13 protein-coding genes are annotated in these 15,906 nt (G+C 69.5%); 8 read left to right on the forward strand and 5 right to left on the reverse strand.

All coding sequences use genetic code 11. The features are described from left to right. Positions 1–27 precede the first annotated feature (27 nt). Positions 28–594, forward strand: coding sequence for a YIP1 family protein (locus BDK63_RS02550; protein WP_183329758.1), 567 nt, complete (start codon positions 28–30; stop codon positions 592–594). Between the two features lie 109 nt (positions 595–703). Beyond that, on the forward strand, positions 704–1,873 hold the full coding sequence (gene hmpA / locus BDK63_RS02555; RefSeq protein ID WP_183329759.1) for an NO-inducible flavohemoprotein: 1,170 nt from the start codon (positions 704–706) through the stop codon (positions 1,871–1,873). An 85-nt stretch (positions 1,874–1,958) separates the two neighbouring features. On the opposite strand, the gene BDK63_RS02560 is transcribed toward hmpA, so the two are convergent. Genes BDK63_RS02560 through BDK63_RS02570 form a run of 3 tightly spaced genes read right to left on the reverse strand, consistent with a single transcriptional unit; the run spans position 1,959 to position 7,095 of the window. Further along, positions 1,959–5,117: an efflux RND transporter permease subunit gene (locus BDK63_RS02560; RefSeq protein WP_183329760.1), complete on the reverse strand. Its 3,159-nt coding sequence runs from the start codon at positions 5,115–5,117 to the stop codon at positions 1,959–1,961. Continuing rightward, the gene (locus BDK63_RS02565) at positions 5,114–6,481 is read right to left on the reverse strand and encodes an efflux RND transporter periplasmic adaptor subunit (protein ID WP_183329761.1); all 1,368 of its coding nucleotides are present in this window, start codon (positions 6,479–6,481) and stop codon (positions 5,114–5,116) included. Before BDK63_RS02565 ends, BDK63_RS02560 begins: the two co-directional genes overlap by 4 nt. Next, positions 6,478–7,095: a TetR/AcrR family transcriptional regulator gene (locus BDK63_RS02570; RefSeq protein ID WP_183329762.1), complete on the reverse strand. Its 618-nt coding sequence runs from the start codon at positions 7,093–7,095 to the stop codon at positions 6,478–6,480. The genes BDK63_RS02565 and BDK63_RS02570 overlap by 4 nt, the downstream gene beginning before the upstream one ends. Before the next feature lie 301 nt (positions 7,096–7,396). Here BDK63_RS02570 and ytfE point away from each other — a divergent pair, with 301 nt between their 5' ends. The 6 genes from ytfE to BDK63_RS02600 all read left to right on the forward strand — a co-directional run bounded on the left by ytfE (position 7,397) and on the right by BDK63_RS02600 (position 12,873). Beyond that, positions 7,397–8,053: an iron-sulfur cluster repair protein YtfE gene (gene ytfE, locus BDK63_RS02575; protein WP_183329763.1), complete on the forward strand. Its 657-nt coding sequence runs from the start codon at positions 7,397–7,399 to the stop codon at positions 8,051–8,053. A gap of 194 nt (positions 8,054–8,247) precedes the next feature. Further along, positions 8,248–9,243, forward strand: a complete 996-nt coding sequence (gene ubiU, locus BDK63_RS02580; RefSeq protein ID WP_183329764.1) for a ubiquinone anaerobic biosynthesis protein UbiU — start codon at positions 8,248–8,250, stop codon at positions 9,241–9,243. 11 nt (positions 9,244–9,254) lie between these two features. After that, positions 9,255–10,175, forward strand: coding sequence for a U32 family peptidase (locus BDK63_RS02585; protein WP_183329765.1), 921 nt, complete (start codon positions 9,255–9,257; stop codon positions 10,173–10,175). Positions 10,176–10,182: 7 nt separating this feature from the next. Then, positions 10,183–10,920 carry an anaerobic ribonucleoside-triphosphate reductase activating protein gene (locus tag BDK63_RS02590; protein ID WP_183329766.1) on the forward strand — a complete coding sequence of 246 codons (738 nt, stop codon included), beginning with the start codon at positions 10,183–10,185 and terminating at the stop codon, positions 10,918–10,920. A gap of 27 nt (positions 10,921–10,947) precedes the next feature. After that, positions 10,948–12,075, forward strand: coding sequence for a helix-turn-helix domain-containing protein (locus BDK63_RS02595; protein ID WP_183329767.1), 1,128 nt, complete (start codon positions 10,948–10,950; stop codon positions 12,073–12,075). A gap of 204 nt (positions 12,076–12,279) precedes the next feature. Continuing rightward, entirely contained in the window at positions 12,280–12,873 is a 594-nt protein-coding gene (locus tag BDK63_RS02600) for a DUF6448 family protein (protein WP_183329768.1), read from the forward strand. A gap of 81 nt (positions 12,874–12,954) precedes the next feature. Here the strand turns inward: BDK63_RS02600 and BDK63_RS02605 are convergent, their stop codons facing one another. Next, positions 12,955–13,707, reverse strand: a complete 753-nt coding sequence (locus BDK63_RS02605; protein ID WP_183329769.1) for a ribonucleoside-diphosphate reductase — start codon at positions 13,705–13,707, stop codon at positions 12,955–12,957. A 75-nt stretch (positions 13,708–13,782) separates the two neighbouring features. Continuing rightward, entirely contained in the window at positions 13,783–15,894 is a 2,112-nt protein-coding gene (locus tag BDK63_RS02610; RefSeq protein WP_183329770.1) for an adenosylcobalamin-dependent ribonucleoside-diphosphate reductase, read from the reverse strand. Positions 15,895–15,906: the final 12 nt, after the last annotated feature.

Consider the following 15,906-nt stretch of genomic DNA (forward strand, 5'->3'; position numbering starts at 1 on the left):
GCCATGCGCCATGAAGAGGAGAGCCCCATGAACCCGATCACCGTCCTCCGACTGCCCTTCACGCGCAGCGTCGGCTGGAAGGAGCTGCAGCAGCGCCGCCCCTCCATTCCGCTGCTGGCCTGGGCCATCGTCTTCCCGATGTCGCTGCTGCCGCCGGTACTGCTCTACTACGCCGGCACCCACTACGGGGACGCCTTCGTCGCCGGCTTCGCCGACCGGGAGTGGCGTTTCATCACCACCATCCTGTTCCTGGCGGAGCTGCTGACCTTCTTCGTGATGGGCTGGCTGATCCACGCCGTGGTGAACAGCAGCCGCCAGCTCAGGATCGATTACCAGGACGCCTACCTGCTGGCCGCCCTGGCCCCGCTGCCGCTGTGGTCCTCGGCGATCGTGCTGCTGATCCCCAGCCTGCTGCTCAATGCCCTGGCGGTGCTGGTGGCACTCGGCATCTCCATCGGCCTGGTCTATCACGGCCTCCAGGCCCTCTGCCAGCGCCAGGATGAGGACGTGGAGACCATGGCGGCAACCTATACCATCATGGCCGCCGGGGTGCTGGCCTGGGGGCTGCTGATGGCCATCGTCTGGGCCTACTGACCCGGTGCGACATTCTGCATCAGGGCAGGAGGTAGCGATCGCTACCTTTAAGATGTATTTTATATGCATCTTAAAAAACACCCCCGACGAACCCGAAGAGGAGCCAGCCATGCTGACCCCTGCCCAGGACGCCCTGATCGCAGCCACCGCCCCCACCGTCGCCGAGCACCTCGACGCCATCACCCGGCGCTTCTACCCGCTGATGTTCGAGCGCTATCCCGAGGTGAAGCCGCTGTTCAACGAGGCCCACCAGGTCGACGGCGGCCAGCCGAGAGCCCTGGCCGGCGCCGTGCTGGCCTACGTTCAGCTCCGCCAGGATCGCGAGAAGGTGCGCGAGACCCTGGCCACGGTGGTCAGCAAGCACGTCTCCCTGGATATCCGTCCCGAGCACTATCCCATCGTCGGCGAGTGCCTGATGGCCGCCATCGGCGAGGTACTGGGCGACGCCGTGACGCCGGAAGTCGCCGCCGCCTGGAGCGGCCTCTACGAGGAGCTGGCCGGCCTGCTGATCGAGCTGGAGGAGTACCGCTATCGGGAGTTCGAGCAGCGCCCCGGCGGCTGGCGCGGTATCCGCACCTTCCGCATCGCCGAGACCCGTCAGGAGAGCGCGGTGATCCGCTCCTTCGTGCTAGCGCCCGTGGACGGCGGCCCGGTGGCCGAGCATGCCCCCGGCCAGTACATCGGGGTCAGGCTCACCCTCGACGGCGAGCCGCTCTATCGCCACTACAGCCTCTCCGACATGCCCAACGGCAGCACCTACCGGATTTCCGTCAAGCGCGAGCCGGAAGGGCGCGCCAGCCGCCACCTGCACGACGCCATGGCACTCGGCGACACCCTGGAGCTGCTGCCGCCGGCCGGCGACCTGACCCTGGCCGAGGGTGACGAGCCGCTGCTGCTGGCTTCCGGCGGGGTCGGCCAGACGCCGATGCTGCCCCTGGCCCGCCAGGCGCTGGCCCAGGGTCGCCGCGTGGTCTATCTGCACGCCGCCCTGGACGCCGAGCACCACGCCTTCCGCGACGAGGTCGCCGCCCTGGCCGAGGCGCACCCGGAGCGGCTGCAGGCGGTGACCGTCCACGAGCGCGGCGAGGCGGCCGACCACACCGGCCGCGTCGACCGCGCGCTGCTGGCTCGGCTGCTGCCGGAAGGGGCACGCTGCTACACCGTCGGCCCCCAGGGTTTCATGAGCGCCGTCGACCGGGCCCTGGCCGAGCTGGGCGTGCCGGCCGAGCGCCGCCACCACGAGCACTTCGGCCCCTCGCGCCCCCTCGACGCCGCCTGAGGCGGCTCGGCTGCACCGACGACACGAAGCGCCCCGGCACATGCCGGGGCGCTGTCGTTGGGAGGGCTGCCCGGGCTGTCGGGCGTCAGGAGGCCGTGGCCGGCCGCTCTCCCGCATCGACCCATCCCCAATCGTCCAGCAGCACGTAGAGCGCCGGTATCACCAGCAGCACCAGCACGGTGGCGCTGAGGAGGCCGAATACCACCGAGATCACCAGCGGCTTGATGGCCGCCGCCTGGGTGCTGGTCTCGGCCAGCAGCGGGAGCAGCCCGGCGATGGTGGTGGTGGACGAGATCAGGATGGCGCGCAGCCGGTCGCGGCTGGCCTGGCCGGCGGCCGCCACCGCATCCAGCCCGCGCTCGCGGTGCGTCTTGATGAAATGGATCAGCAGGATGGCGTTGTTGACCACGATGCCGGCCAGGGATGCCGCGCCGATCAGCGAGGGCATGGAGAGGTAGTAGCCCATCAGCACATGGCCCCAGATGGCGCCGATGAAGGCCAGCGGGATGGAGAGCATGACGATCAGCGGCTCCACGTAGCTGCGGAACTGGAAGGAGAGGATCACGAAGATCCCCACCAGGCCGATCAGCAGGCCGCGGCCGATGGAGCCCCCGGTCTTCGCGGAGCTGGCCACCTGCCCCTCGAAGGAGACCGCCACATCGGGGTGGCGGTTACCGAAATCCTCCAGCCAGCCGCTGCCGACGAGGTCATCGACGATGGCCTGACCGCTGGCCCGGCGCGCATCCACGTTGGCCTCCACGGTGACGGCGCGTCGGCCATCGATGCGGGTGATGCGCGCCCACTCGCGCCGCTCCTCGGCGTTGACCACCACCTCCAGGGGCACCCGGCGGCCGTCGGGCAGGGCGATGGTCAGGTCCGCCAGGGCATCGAGGGTGTTCCGGTCCTCCTCGGCCAGGCGGATCAGCACCTCGATCTCCTGGTCGCCGATGCGCTGGGTATCGGCGATCTCCCCCAGCAGCGCCGCACGCAGCTGGCCGGCCACCTCGTCGGCGGCGAGTCCCAGGCCGTGGGCACCCTCAGCCATGGAGAAGGCCAGCTGGGGCTTGCCCAGGCGCAGGTCATCGATGACGTTGTAGACGGCCGCGTAGCCCTCGAGATGCTCCCCCAGCGCCAGCGCCGCCGCCTGCATGGCATCGAGATCGGCTCCCGTCAGGCGCACCTCCACCGGCACGCCGGCGGGGCCGAAGCCGGGCTCCTGGATGATCAGCCGCTGCAGCCCCTCGATCTCGCCGATGGCCTCCCGCCAGGCGGCGGTCAGCTCCTCCAGGGTCACCCGCCGCCGCTCGGCGGTCAGCAGGTCGACGATGACGGTAGCCACATGAGGACCGGCCTCCCGGGCGCTGGGATTGTGGTTGAAACGCACCTGGATCGCCTCCACCAGGGCGGCGCCTCCCGGCTGCTGCGGCGAGACGCGGGCATCGAGCTCGCGCATCGCTGCCTCGACCCTCGCGACCACCGCCTCGGTGCGCGCCAGGGGCGTGCCCTGGGGCATCAGGATGCGCGCCTCCAGCACGTCGCCATCGATATCCGGCATCGCCTCGCTGCCCACGTGCCCCCCGGCCATGAAACCGGCCGACCCCAGGATGATGGCGAGCACCAGGCCCAGCACCGCATGGCGAAAGCGGATCGCCCGGTCGGCCAGCCCCCCGACGGCCTCGCGAAAGCGCGCGAAGCCTCGCTCGAAGGCGGCCCGAAAGCGGGAGTCGTGGCCCTCGGCCAGGCTCCCCACGCTGCCCTTGAGACTGCCCTTGAGACTGCCCTTGAGACTGCCCTTGAGACTGCCCTTGAGATGGTGGGGCAGGATCCAGAACGCCTCGATGAGGCTCGCCGCCAGGGCAGCGATCAGCACCACCGGCAGCACCTCCAGCACCGCCCCCAGCTCCCCGGCCAGGAAGGAGAGCGGCGCGAACACCGCCACCGTGGTCAGGAACGACGAGAGCACCCCGGGCAGCACCTGGCGGGTGCCCGAGACCACCGCCTCCAGGGACGTGACCTCCTCGCCGGCGTGGGCGGCGATGTTGTCGGTGATCACGATGGCATCATCCATGACGATGCCGATGGCCATCAGCAGCGCCACCAGGGTGATCATGTTCAGCGACAGCCCGGTCAGGGCCATGACGATGAAGGCCCCCATGAAGGCTGCCGGCAGGCCCAGCACGGCCCAGATGGCCAGCCGCGGGCGGAAGAAGAGGCTCATCACCAGCACCACCAGCACCAGGCCCATCAGGCCGTTGCCCACCAGCATCTGCAGGCGGTCGCGGACGATGCTGGTGGCATCCTGGGTCAGCGTCAGCGAGACGCCGCCGTCGAAGCGACGACGCTCGGCCTCGAGCAGCGACTCGAGCCGCTCCTTGACGGTCAGCGCATCGTCACGCAGCGCCTTGCTCACCTCCAGCACCAGCGCCGGCTCGCCGTTGAAGCGGACCTGCTCCTCGGCGCGCTCGCCGGCCTCGGTGATGGTGGCCAGCTCGCCCAGGGTCAGCTCGCCGCCGCCGGCGTCGGAGACCACCACCAGCGCTGCCAGCTCGGCGGGCGAGCGGCGCTGGTCGGTGAAGCGCAGCAGGAGATCGCGGTCGGCGGTCTCCAGGGTGCCCAGGGGCAGGTCGAGGCTCTGGCCGGCCACCCGCCGCGCCAGCTCCTGTGCCGAGAGGCCATGCTGCCCCAGCACCTCGCGGGGCACCTCCACCTGCCACTGGCGCCGGGACATGCCGTGGATCGCCACCCGGGCCACGCCGGGCAGGGTCATGATGCGCTCCTCCAGGCGCAGGGCGTACTCCTCGAGCTGGCTCATTGGCATGTCGCCGGAGACCGCCACCGCGGCCACCAGGTCGCTGCGGTGGAGCTCGCGAACCACCGGGGGATCGGCCCGGGCCGGCAGCTCGGTGATGGCGCTCACCTCGGTGTCGATCTCGTTGAGGAAGCGGATGGCGTCGCCGCCGGCGGCCATGGTCGCCGTGGCGCTGGCCAGGTTGTCCTGGGCCACGCAGCCGAATTCGTCGAGAAATTCCACGCCCTTGACGGCATCGAACAGGCGCCGGCAGACCGCATCCTCCACGTCGGCGGCGCTGGCCCCGCGGTAGACCACCTCCACGGACACCTCCACCGGACGATAGTCGGGGAAGGTCTCGCGCTTGAGGTGGGGGGCGGCGAACAGCCCGGCAGCCAGCAGCAGGATCAGCAGCAGGTTAGCGGCGGTGGGGTGGGCGGCAAACCAGCGGATCATGGCGCGTCACCCCGGGCCCGGGCGGCCAGGCGCGCCTCGGCGGCCTCGTCCCGGCGCACGGCGAGCGCCATGCCCTCGATGGCCGGCTGCAGGTCGTCGAGCACTACCCGATCCCCCGGGGCCAGGCCCGCCTCGATCACCGCCAGCCCTCCCTGCTCGAAGGCCACGGAGACCGGGCGTCGCACCAGCCGATCCTCGCCGTCGGCCAGGTAGAGCTCGCCGCGGTGCAGCGCCGACGCCGGCACCACCATCGCGGCCTCGGGGCCGGGGGCCGAGAGCCGCACCCGGGTATACATGTCGCGCTGCAGCGGTGGATGATCGGGAGGGCGCGCATCGCGCCAGGGGTGGTCCACCCGCACCACCACCCGCACGGCACGGGTGGCCGGATCGAGGCCGCTGGCCACCCTGACGATCCGGCCCTGCCAGCCCACGCCGGGCGCCCCGACCAGCTCCAGCTCTGCATTGATCGCATCGAGGTCGAGGCGTTCGCCGAGGTCCAGGGTGCCGGGCGGAAGCTCGGACGGCGCCACGCTGCCCAGCAGGCGCCGCATCATGCTGAACGGGATACGCGCCTCCACCTCGGCGGCGGCCAGGCTGTCCGCCTCGAACAGTCGCTGCCCGGCGCTCACGAACTGGTAGAGCTCCACCGCCACCTCGGCCAGGCGCAGGTCATAGGGCGCCTCGAAGCTCGTATCCGCCAGGTCCTGCCGGGCCTGGGCCAGGCGCACCGCGGCGCGCTCGCGCTGGGCCTCGAGCACCTGGCGCCGCGACGGCAGCAGCGCCAGGCTGTTCTCCAGCGACGCCACCGCCTGGCGCTGCCCCAGGGTGCTGCGCCGCTGGGCATCACGCTGGGAGGTCGACACCGACCCGCTGGCCGCCAGGCGCTCGATGCGCGACAGCTCCTGCTCGGCGAGGGCCAGGGCCTGGCGTTCCAGCGCCAGCAGGCGACCGGTGTTCTCCTCCTCGGCGGCAAGCTGGGCCAGCTCGCCGGCCAGGCTGGCCAGCTCCGCCTCGGCCTCGGCGATAGCCAGCTCGTAGCGGCTCGGGTCCAGCGCCAGCAGCAGGATGCCTTCGCGCAGCAGGGTGCCGCTCTCCAGCCCCGGATGGCGCTCCACCACCCGGCCCGAGACATTGGCCACGGCCTGCCAGGCCTCGGCGGGGCGCGCCACGCCGTGGCCGCGCGCCTCCAGGCGAAACGCCAGAGGACGGGCCTCGATCACCGCCACCGCGGCCGGGGCAGGCGGCGTATCGCGGCGCTCCGGGACCTGGCGATTGGCCACGAAGACCACCAGCAGCGCCACGCCCAGGGCGGCTCCCGCCAGCACCATGAGCCCCCGGCCCAGTCGCCTCGCCCGGGTGCTCATGCCTCACCTCCGCGATCCGCTCGGATGCCGTGCCGATAGAGGTCGAAGGCCGCCGGCGCGCGGTCGACGATCCCGGCCACGTCGCCATCGATCAGCGCCTGCAGCACCAGCCCCTGGAGGCAGCCGATGAACTGGGCCGCCGCGGCGTCCAGGTCGAGCCCGGGTCGCAGCTGGCCGCGGCGCCGGGCCTCCTCGAGCCGCCCTGTCAGGCGCTGTCGGTAGCTCGCCAGCAGGCCCTTCACCATGCGGCTGGCCGGGCCGGGACGCGGCTGCTGCAGCTGCCCCATCAGCACGCGCGGCACCCCGGGATGTTCGGCGATGAAGGCCACATGGGCCCGGAACATCGCCTCCAGCGCCTGCAGGGGGTCCTCGACGCCCTCGGCGGCGGCACCGACCCGCGCCATGACCCGCTCGGCCACCCAGGCCACCACCGCCTCCCAGATCGCCTCCTTGTTGGGAAAGTGGCGAAACAGCGCCCCTTGGGTCACCCCCATGCGCTGGGCGATCCGGCCGGTGGTCAGGGTCGCGGGATCCTCCTCGCCGCACAGGGCGACGACGGCCTCCACGGTGCGCTCCCGGCGCTCGTCGGCGGGGAGATGCTGGCGTTGCGACATGCTCATGCCTCGAAAGATAGTAATTGATTACTATCTAGCATGACGGCGAGACAGCCGCCAGCCAACATCATCCGACGCTGACCTCGGTCAAGAGGATGGCACCGAGTAACGCCATCAGCGTCCCCTCGCCCCCGGGCGATGAGGGGCGAGACGGGGGGCGACAATTCGCCCCATGTCAGCCCCGTCACAAAGATGTATTAAATATACATCTTTAAAACCCTACCTCGATGCACCTGCCAGCGGCGTCGGTCATTCCACCCCGCCAGTCAGGCAGAGCACACCACCCCAGGAGGACCTCACCATGAGCCTGATCGAACAGACCGTCGGCCGCACCGCCCTGACCCTGCCCGGCGCCACCCGGGTATTCCGCGACCACAACATCGACTTCTGCTGCGGCGGACGCATCAGCCTGCGCGAAGCCGCCGAGCGCATCGGCCTGGCCCCCGAGGCCCTGGTCGCCGAGCTCGAGGCGCTGCCGCAGGGCACGAGCGAGGAGCGCGACTGGCGGGAGGCCAGCAACGACGAGCTGATCGACCATATCCTGACCCGCTATCACGACGTCCACCGCCAGCAGCTGCCCGAGCTTACGCGCATGGCCCGTCGCGTCGAGCAGGTCCACGGCGAGCGGGACACCTGCCCCAACGGGCTGGCCGACCTGCTCGCCACCATCCACCAGGAGATGGAGAGCCATATGCAGAAGGAGGAGCAGATCCTCTTCCCGATGCTGCGCCGGGGCATGGGCGCCCAGGCCCAGGGGCCCATCGCGGTGATGCGCCACGAGCATGACGACCACGGCGAGAACCTCGAGCAGGTCTTGGCACTGACCGACAACATCACCCCGCCCAAGGGCGCCTGCACCACCTGGCGCGCCCTCTACACCGGGCTGCGGGAATTCCGCGACGACCTGATGCAGCACATCCACCTGGAGAACAACCTGCTGTTCGAACGCGCCGGCTGAACGATGTCGCGCTGACCCGCCCGTCACGGCCCCCGCCCGGGGGCCGCTTGCGTTCAGGAGTGCTTGGATTCAAGAAAAAGTGCCGACGCCTGGCCCGCCCGGACACCCAACCCGGGTCCCCCATGACCCGCGTCAAAAGGCCATGGGGAATGGTCGACTAGCATGGTCGGGTTTCCCACCACAGGAGGCTCACCATGGAGCTCGTCTGCCCCGCCGGCAACCTGCCCGCCCTGAAGCGCGCCGTGGACGAAGGGGCCGATGCCGTCTACTTCGGCTTCCAGAACACCACCAACGCCCGCCAGTTCGCCGGTCTCAACTTCACCGACAGGCGCGCCCGGGAGGGGATCGACTACGCCCACGCCCGCGGCAGGAAGGTGTTCTGCGCCATCAACACCTACCCGCAGCCGGACGGCTGGGCGCTGTGGACCCGCGCCGTGGACCAGGCCGCGGAACTCGGCGTCGATGCCCTGATCATGGCCGACATGGGGCTGCTCGACTACGCCGCCCGCCGCCACCCGGACCTCGCCCGCCACCTCTCGGTGCAGGGCTCGGCGACCAGCCATGAGGCCCTGCGCTTCTACCACGACCAGTTCGGCATCCGGCGCGCCGTGCTGCCCCGGGTGCTCTCCATCACCCAGGTGCGCGACCTGGCCAAGCAGAGCCCGGTGGAGCTGGAGGTATTCGCCTTCGGCAGCCTCTGCATCATGGCCGAGGGGCGCTGCTACCTCTCGTCGTATCTCACCGGCGAGTCCCCCAACACCCGCGGGGTCTGCTCGCCGGCCGCCCACGTGCGCTGGGAGGAGACCCCGAAGGGTCTGGAGTCGCGCCTCAACGGCGTGCTGATCGACCGCTACGGCGAGGGCGAGAACGCCGGCTATCCGACGCTGTGCAAGGGGCGCTTCGAGGTGGGGGGCGAGACCTACCACGCCATCGAGGAGCCCACCAGCCTCAACACCCTGGAGCTCTTGCCCGAGCTCGCGGAGCTCGGCATCAGCGCGGTGAAGATCGAAGGCCGCCAGCGCAGCCCGGCCTATGTGTCGAAGGTGGCTGGCATCTGGCGCCAGGCCCTGGATCGCCTCGAGCGTGCTCCCGGCCGCTTCCACGCCGAACCCGCCTGGATGACCGGCCTCGGCGAGGTCTCCGAAGGCAGCACCACCACCCTGGGCGCCTACGAGCGCCGCTGGAAATAGGAGAGAGCCCCATGTCCGAGACCCCCAAGCTCCAGCTGTCGCTGGGCCCGGTGCTCTTCTACTGGACCCACGAGCGCTACGCCGACTTCTATCGGGAGGCCGCCGACTGGCCCGTCGAGATCGTCCACCTGGGCGAGTCGGTCTGCTCCCGGCGCCGGGACATGAAGCTCGACGACTGGCTGGGCATCGGCCGCGAGCTGACCCAGAGCGGCAAGCAGGTGGTGCTCGCGAGCCAGACCCTGATCGAGTCCGAGGCCGACCTGCGCGACCTGCGCAAGCTGTGCGACAACGGCGAGTTCCTGGTGGAGGCCAACGACCAGAGCGCCCTGCAGCGCCTCTCCTCGGCCGGCCTGCCCTTCGTCGCCGGCGCCGCCCTGAACCTCTACAACCCGGCCACGCTTGCGGTGCTCTCACGCGCCGGCATGCAGCGCTGGCAGGCGCCGGTAGAGATGTCGAGGGAGGACCTCGCCCGGCTGCTGGCCGACTGCCAGGACGAGGGCCTCGAGGCGCCCTGCGAGGTGTTCGCCTACGGCCACCTGCCGCTCGCCTGGTCGTCGCGCTGCTTCACCGCACGGCGCTACCAGAAGCCCAAGGACCGCTGCCAGTTCGTCTGCCAGAAGCACCCGGAGGGCCTGGCGCTGCGCTCCCAGGAAGACCAACAGGTGTTCACCCTGAACGGCATCCAGACCCTCTCCGGGGCCTGCCAGGACCTGCGCCACGAGCTGCCCGCCATGGCCGAGATGGGGGTCGGCATCGCCCGCCTGAGCCCGCGCCCCGAGGGCATGGCCGAGGTGGTCACCGCCTTCGACGCCGCCCGCCGCGGCGAGCTGGCCGCGCCGGACCCGCTCAGCCTGGTCGACGCCGAGATCTGCGACGGCTACTGGCACGGTCGACCCGGCATGGACCACAGCCGGGCCGCCGCCCTCGGGTAAGCGCCCCATGATCCCGCTACAGGACGCGCTCGCCGGCGAGATCCGTCTGCCCATCGCCGGCTTCGACGCCCGTGACGATCACGCCTTCCCGGGCCGGCGGGCGGCGGTGGTCTATCTGCAGGGCTGCCCGCTGGCATGCGGCTACTGCGAGACGGCGGGCAGCATGGGGCCGGCGCGCCGGGCCGCCCCGGGCGAGTGGCAGGCCATGGAGGCGCTGCTGGCCACGCGGCTGGGGGAGATCGACGCCGTGGTCTTCAGCGGCGGCGAGCCCACCCTGCACCCCGACCTGCCGGCCGCCGCCGAGGCCTGCCGGACCCTGGGCCTGGCGGTGGGGCTGCACACCGCCGGCCCCTACCCGGAGCGGCTCGAGGCGCTGCTGCCGGGGCTCGACTGGGTGGCGCTGGATACCAAGGGACGCGGCGCCGACTTCGATCGCATCAGCGGCCGGCCCGGCATCTGGCGGCGCCACGCGCGCAGCCTCTCGCTGCTGCTGGAGGGCGACACCCCCTTCGAGTGCCGCACCACGGTGCACTGGCGCGACTTCACCCTGGAGGAGCTCGAGCGCCTGGCCATGACCCTGGCCGACTGCGGCGTGAGCCACTACGCCATCCAGCTCGCCCGTCGGGAGCGCTGCCTCGACCCCGGCTACTGCACGCCGGTGGAGGGCGCCCCGCCCCGGGAGGCGCTGGAGGCCCTGGTGCGGCGGCTCAGGCGCCACTTCGAGCACGTCGAGTTGCGCGGCTGACGCGGAACACCAGAGCGAGTCACCACCATGTATCTGACGCTGGTTGATCTTCTGCTGGCCACCAGCATCATCCAGTCGCTGGGCCTGGCCGCCTTCCTGCTATTGCCGGAGATGTTTCGGCTGATCAGCAACCGCCTGCTCGCAGCCAGTGTCCTGGCTTTCGCGGCCGGCCTGGGCGAGGTCTTCCTCTATTCCACCGGGCTGGCCCTTCAGCACCCCAACCTGGCCTACCTGGGCAGCCTGGTCGGCCTGCTCCAGGCGAGCCTGCTCTACCTCTATGCCCAGTCACTGATGTATCGCGACTTCCGCCTGATGCCCCGACACGCCGTGCATACCCTGCTGTTCTGGGTCGTGTCGGCGATCTTCCTGGTGGAGTACTATCTGCAGCCCGGCGAGGTGAAACTGCAGATCCTGCAGAGTCGCGACCATCCGGGTGTCCTCACCTCCCCGCTGCTGGCCGCCGCCATCCACCTGGTCTTCCTGGGCTACCTCTGGGCCACCATTCGAGCGCTGAGCCGCTTCGGCACCACGCTGCGCCGCCTCTTCTCCAACCTGGAGAACAAGCAGCTGGCCTGGCTGCGAACGCTGCTGATCGGCTACGCCTTCGTCTGGACGCTCAGCCTCATCTACTGCCTCTCTGCCCATGTCTTCAGGAGCCATGCCCTGTGGGTCTCCACCATCGGTGCAGTCACCGGCTTCCTGTTCATCAACTACCTGATCATCAACGCCCTGCGCCAGCCCGTCATCTTCTCGGGGCTGAGTGCCGAAGAGGCCCGCCTCGCGCAGGCAGAAGCCGACCCGAGTCCGCCAGGCAGGGAGATGGATGACGCACTGCTTCGGCGTCTCGAGACCCACATGGCAGAGGCCAGGCCCTACCTGGACGCCAACCTGACGGTGGAACAACTGGCCCGGCAACTCGGCGTGCCCACCCGTGAACTGTCGCGAGCCATCAACCAGGGGCTCGACAAGAACTTCTTCGAGTTCGTCAGCGACTACCGCATCGCCGAGGCCTGTCGCCAGCTGAGAACCGTCGAGGCCGGCACCACCATCCTCCAGGTGATGTACGACTCCGGCTTCAACTCCAAGTCGGTGTTCAACACGGCCTTCAAGAAGGCCACCGGCATGACGCCCAGCGCCTATCGCGCCCGTTCATGACCGCCCGACGTGCTCATCGACCTGCCCGCGATGTTCGACTTTCCGAAATACGCCGCAAGAACCATCAATATATTGATATTAATAGAGTTATGGCGAGGTTCGATCTCAGGCCTTCGAACGACCCCGACCTCTCGGCTCCCTAGCATGGAGGAACAGTCGGCATGCCGCTCGACTGGCCCATCCACGATTTCGGAGCAAGACACCATGACCCTGCCACTTCGCAAGCATCTTCTGGCCATCGCCGCCACTTCCGCCCTTGCCCTGCCGCTGGCCACCCCGGCGTTCGCCCACTGCGATGCCATGGACGGCCCGGTGATCTCGGAAGCTCGGCTGGCGCTGGAGTCGGGCGATATCACGCCGGTTCTCAAGTGGGTTCCCGCCGACGATGAAGCAGCGCTCGCGTCCATGTTCGACAAGACCCTCGAGGTGCGCGCGCTCGGTGACAATGCCCGGGAGCTGGCTGACCAGCAGTTCTTCGCCAGGCTGGTAGCCATTCACCGCGCCCATGAAGGTGCGCCTTTCACCGGTATCAAGCCGGCCGGCGACATCGACCCCGCCGTCCAGCTGGCTGACAGGGCGCTGGAAGAGGGCGAGATCGATGCCTTCCTGGCGCGTATCGTAGAGAAGTTCGAACAGGAGGCTCGCTCGGCCTTCGAGACCACCCTGGCCGCCAGGCAGCAAGCCGGTAACGACCCCGAGCTGGGACGAGAGTTCGTCGACCACTATGTGCACTACGTCCACTATCTGGAAGATGTACACAATGTGATCGCCGGCAACGCCAGTGCTCACGATCACTGAGCGCCACCCCAGAAACGCCACCGCCCCGGGCCACTCTCGTGACCCGGGGCGGTGGGCGTTCGTCGCCTGGGGATCAGCCTGTCAGCCGCACTTGGACCAGCCGCAGCCGGAGTAGCAGGTGGGGCAGCCGTCCATCATGATCAGCTCGCCGTTGCACTCGGGGCAGTGGCCGACCACGGTGGGGCCGTCGCCCTTGGCGTGGGCGGCCTCCTGGGCCTTGCGCTCGGCCTGCTCGATCTCCTCGGGCGTGGGCGGCTCCCACAGGTGGCCGCTGGCCTGGCGCTGGGCGTAGCGCGCCACCAGCTCCTCCACCGGCACCTGGTTGCCGTCCTGGTCGAGGAAGCCGCGGCGGTAGAGGATCTGCTGGATCGACCAGGCGATGGCCGCCACTTCGGAGTCGTGGAACATCGGCTTGCCCCAGCGGTTCATGCCGCAGCGCACCAGGCCCTTGTCCCAGGCCACCTTGCGCAGGTCGGCCACCGCCTGGGTGACGTAGCCGCCCCGGGCGGCCAGCGACAGGCTGCGCATGGTAGCGGTGATCCACTGGTGCTCGCTGGAGAGCTGGCCGGAGGGGAAGAAGAACTCCACCGGGCGCTCGATCACCACCCGCTTGCCGTTGAGCACGCCCTCCACGGGCATGAAGGAGACCAGCAGGTAGACCTTCTTGCGCCCCTCGGCGCCGACGTAGGAGATCTTCTCCGAGACGGCCTCCAGGGTGCCCTCGGGGCGCGAGGGGATGCGCACCGTGAGCGGGTTCTCCTCGGCCAACGGCGGCTCTTCCACCGCCTTCTTGACGCTGTAGGACACGATCTTTGACGAAATCTCGACGGCCATCAGGGGGCTCCTCCGGAAAGTTGTTGGGTGGCACTGGGCATCCATCGCTCGGGGCTGATCCGGCAAGTGCCGTTACTACCACTTGCCATAGGTGCCTTCCTTCAGCGCGTCATAGAGGTTCGCCGCGTTGTGCTCCTCGCCGTCATAGACCACCTTCTCGTCGCCACGCAGCTCCACGGTCTCGCCGTTCTCCAGCTCGAAGACATAGGTGGTGTTCTTGAGGTCGTCCTCGCGCACCAGCACGCCCTGGAAGGCCTCCGGGTTGAAGCGGAAGGTGGTGCAGCCCTTGAGCTTGCTGGCGTAGGCGTCCAGGTAGAGGTCCTTGAACGAGTCGAAGGCAAACTCGGTGGGCACGTTCACCGTCTTGGAGATCGCCGAGTCGACCCAGGCCTGGGCGGCGGCCTGCACCGCCACGTGCTGCTTCGGGCTCACCGCGTCGGCGGTGATGAAGTAGTCCGGCAGGTCGCTCTCCACGGCGTCGGCGGCGATGAAGTGGCGGTAGGCCGCCAACTCGAAGGAGACCACCTCCACCTGCCCCTTGGTCTTCTTGCCCGACTGGATCACGTTGCGGAAGTAGCGATGCGAGAACGACGGCTCGATGCCGTTGGAGGCGTTGTTGCCCAGCGACAGCGAGATGGTGCCGGTGGGCGCGATGGAGCTGTGGTGGGTGAAGCGCGCGCCGTGCTCGGCAAGCTGGGCCACCAGCTCCGGCTCCACCTCGGCGACCTTCTGCATGTAGCGGCTGTAGCGGGCGTGCAGGATGCGGCCCGGCACCTTGTCGCCCACCTCGTAGCCGTCCTGCTTGAGCTCGGGGCGCTCGCGCATCATCCGCGGGGTGATCTCGTAGTCCTCGTCGAGTGCCGGAGCCATGCCCTTCTCGCGGGAGAGTTCCAGGGCCTGCTTCCAGCCCTCGATGGCCAGGTTGCGGCTCACCTCCTCGGTGAAGGCCAGCGACTCCGGCGAGCCGTAGGGGATCTTGAGCATGGTCAGGGTGGAGCCCAGGCCCAAAAAGCCCATGCCGTGGCGGCGCTTGGCCTCGATCTCGCGGCGCTGGCCCGGCAGCGGCAGGCCGCTGATCTCCACCACGTTGTCGAGCATGCGGGTGAAGATCGCCACCACCTGGCGGTAGCGCTCCCAGTCGAAGCGGGGCTTCTTGCCGAAGGGGTCGATGACGAAGCGGGTCAGGTTGACCGAGCCCAGCAGGCAGGCGCCCTCCGGGGGCAGCGGCTGCTCGCCGCAGGGGTTGGTGGCGCGGATCTCCTCGCAGAACCAGTTGTTGTTCATGCGATTGACCTGATCGATCAGGATGAAGCCCGGCTCGGCGAAGTCGTAGGTCGACTTCATGATGGTGTCCCACAGCTCGCGGGCCTTGATCACCTCCACGATGCGGCAGGCCACGCGGCCCTCGGCGTCGACGGTGTAGCCCTCTTCCACCACCGGCCAGTCGCGGTAGAGCAGCTCGCTCGCGTCGACGTCCTCCTTCTCGCCCTCGTGGAGCGGGAAGGCCAGCGGCCAGTCGGCGTCCTGCTTCACCGCTTCCATGAACTCGTCGGTGATCAGCAGGCTGAGGTTGAACTGGCGCAGGCGCCCCGCCTCGCGCTTGGCCTCGATGAACTGGCGCACGTCCGGATGGCCGACATCGAAGGTGCCCATCTGGGCGCCGCGGCGCCCGCCGGCGGAGGCCACCGTGAAGCACATCTTGTCGTAGATATCCATGAACGCCAGGGGGCCGTTGGTGCCGGCCCCGGCGCCGAACACGAAGGCCCCCTTGTGGCGCAGGGTGGAGAAGTCGTAGCCGATGCCGCAGCCCGCCTTGAGGGTCATGCCGGCGTCGACCACGGAGTCGAGGATGTCGTGCATGGAGTCGCGGATGGTGCGCGACACCGTGCAGTTGATCAGGCTGACCGCCGGCTTGTAGGCCTCGGCGCCGGCGTTGGACATGATCCGGCCGGCGGGAATGGCACCGTTCTCCAGGGCCCAGCGGAACTTCGGCAGCCACTCGTCGGCCTTGTCGCCTTCCACCGCGGCCAGGGCGCGGGCCACCCGCTCCCAGGTGGCGGAAACGTCCTTGTCCACGGGCTTGCCGTGGCGGTCCTTGAGGCGGTACTTGGCATCCCAGATGTCGCGGGAGGGGGCCTGCAGGGGCACCTCGTTGGATGACTTCACTGCCTTGGTGGAAGTGCTCATTCGGATGGCTCC

The organism is Halomonas campaniensis (genome assembly GCF_014193375.1).
In the GTDB taxonomy this organism is placed as follows: domain Bacteria; phylum Pseudomonadota; class Gammaproteobacteria; order Pseudomonadales; family Halomonadaceae; genus Halomonas; species Halomonas campaniensis.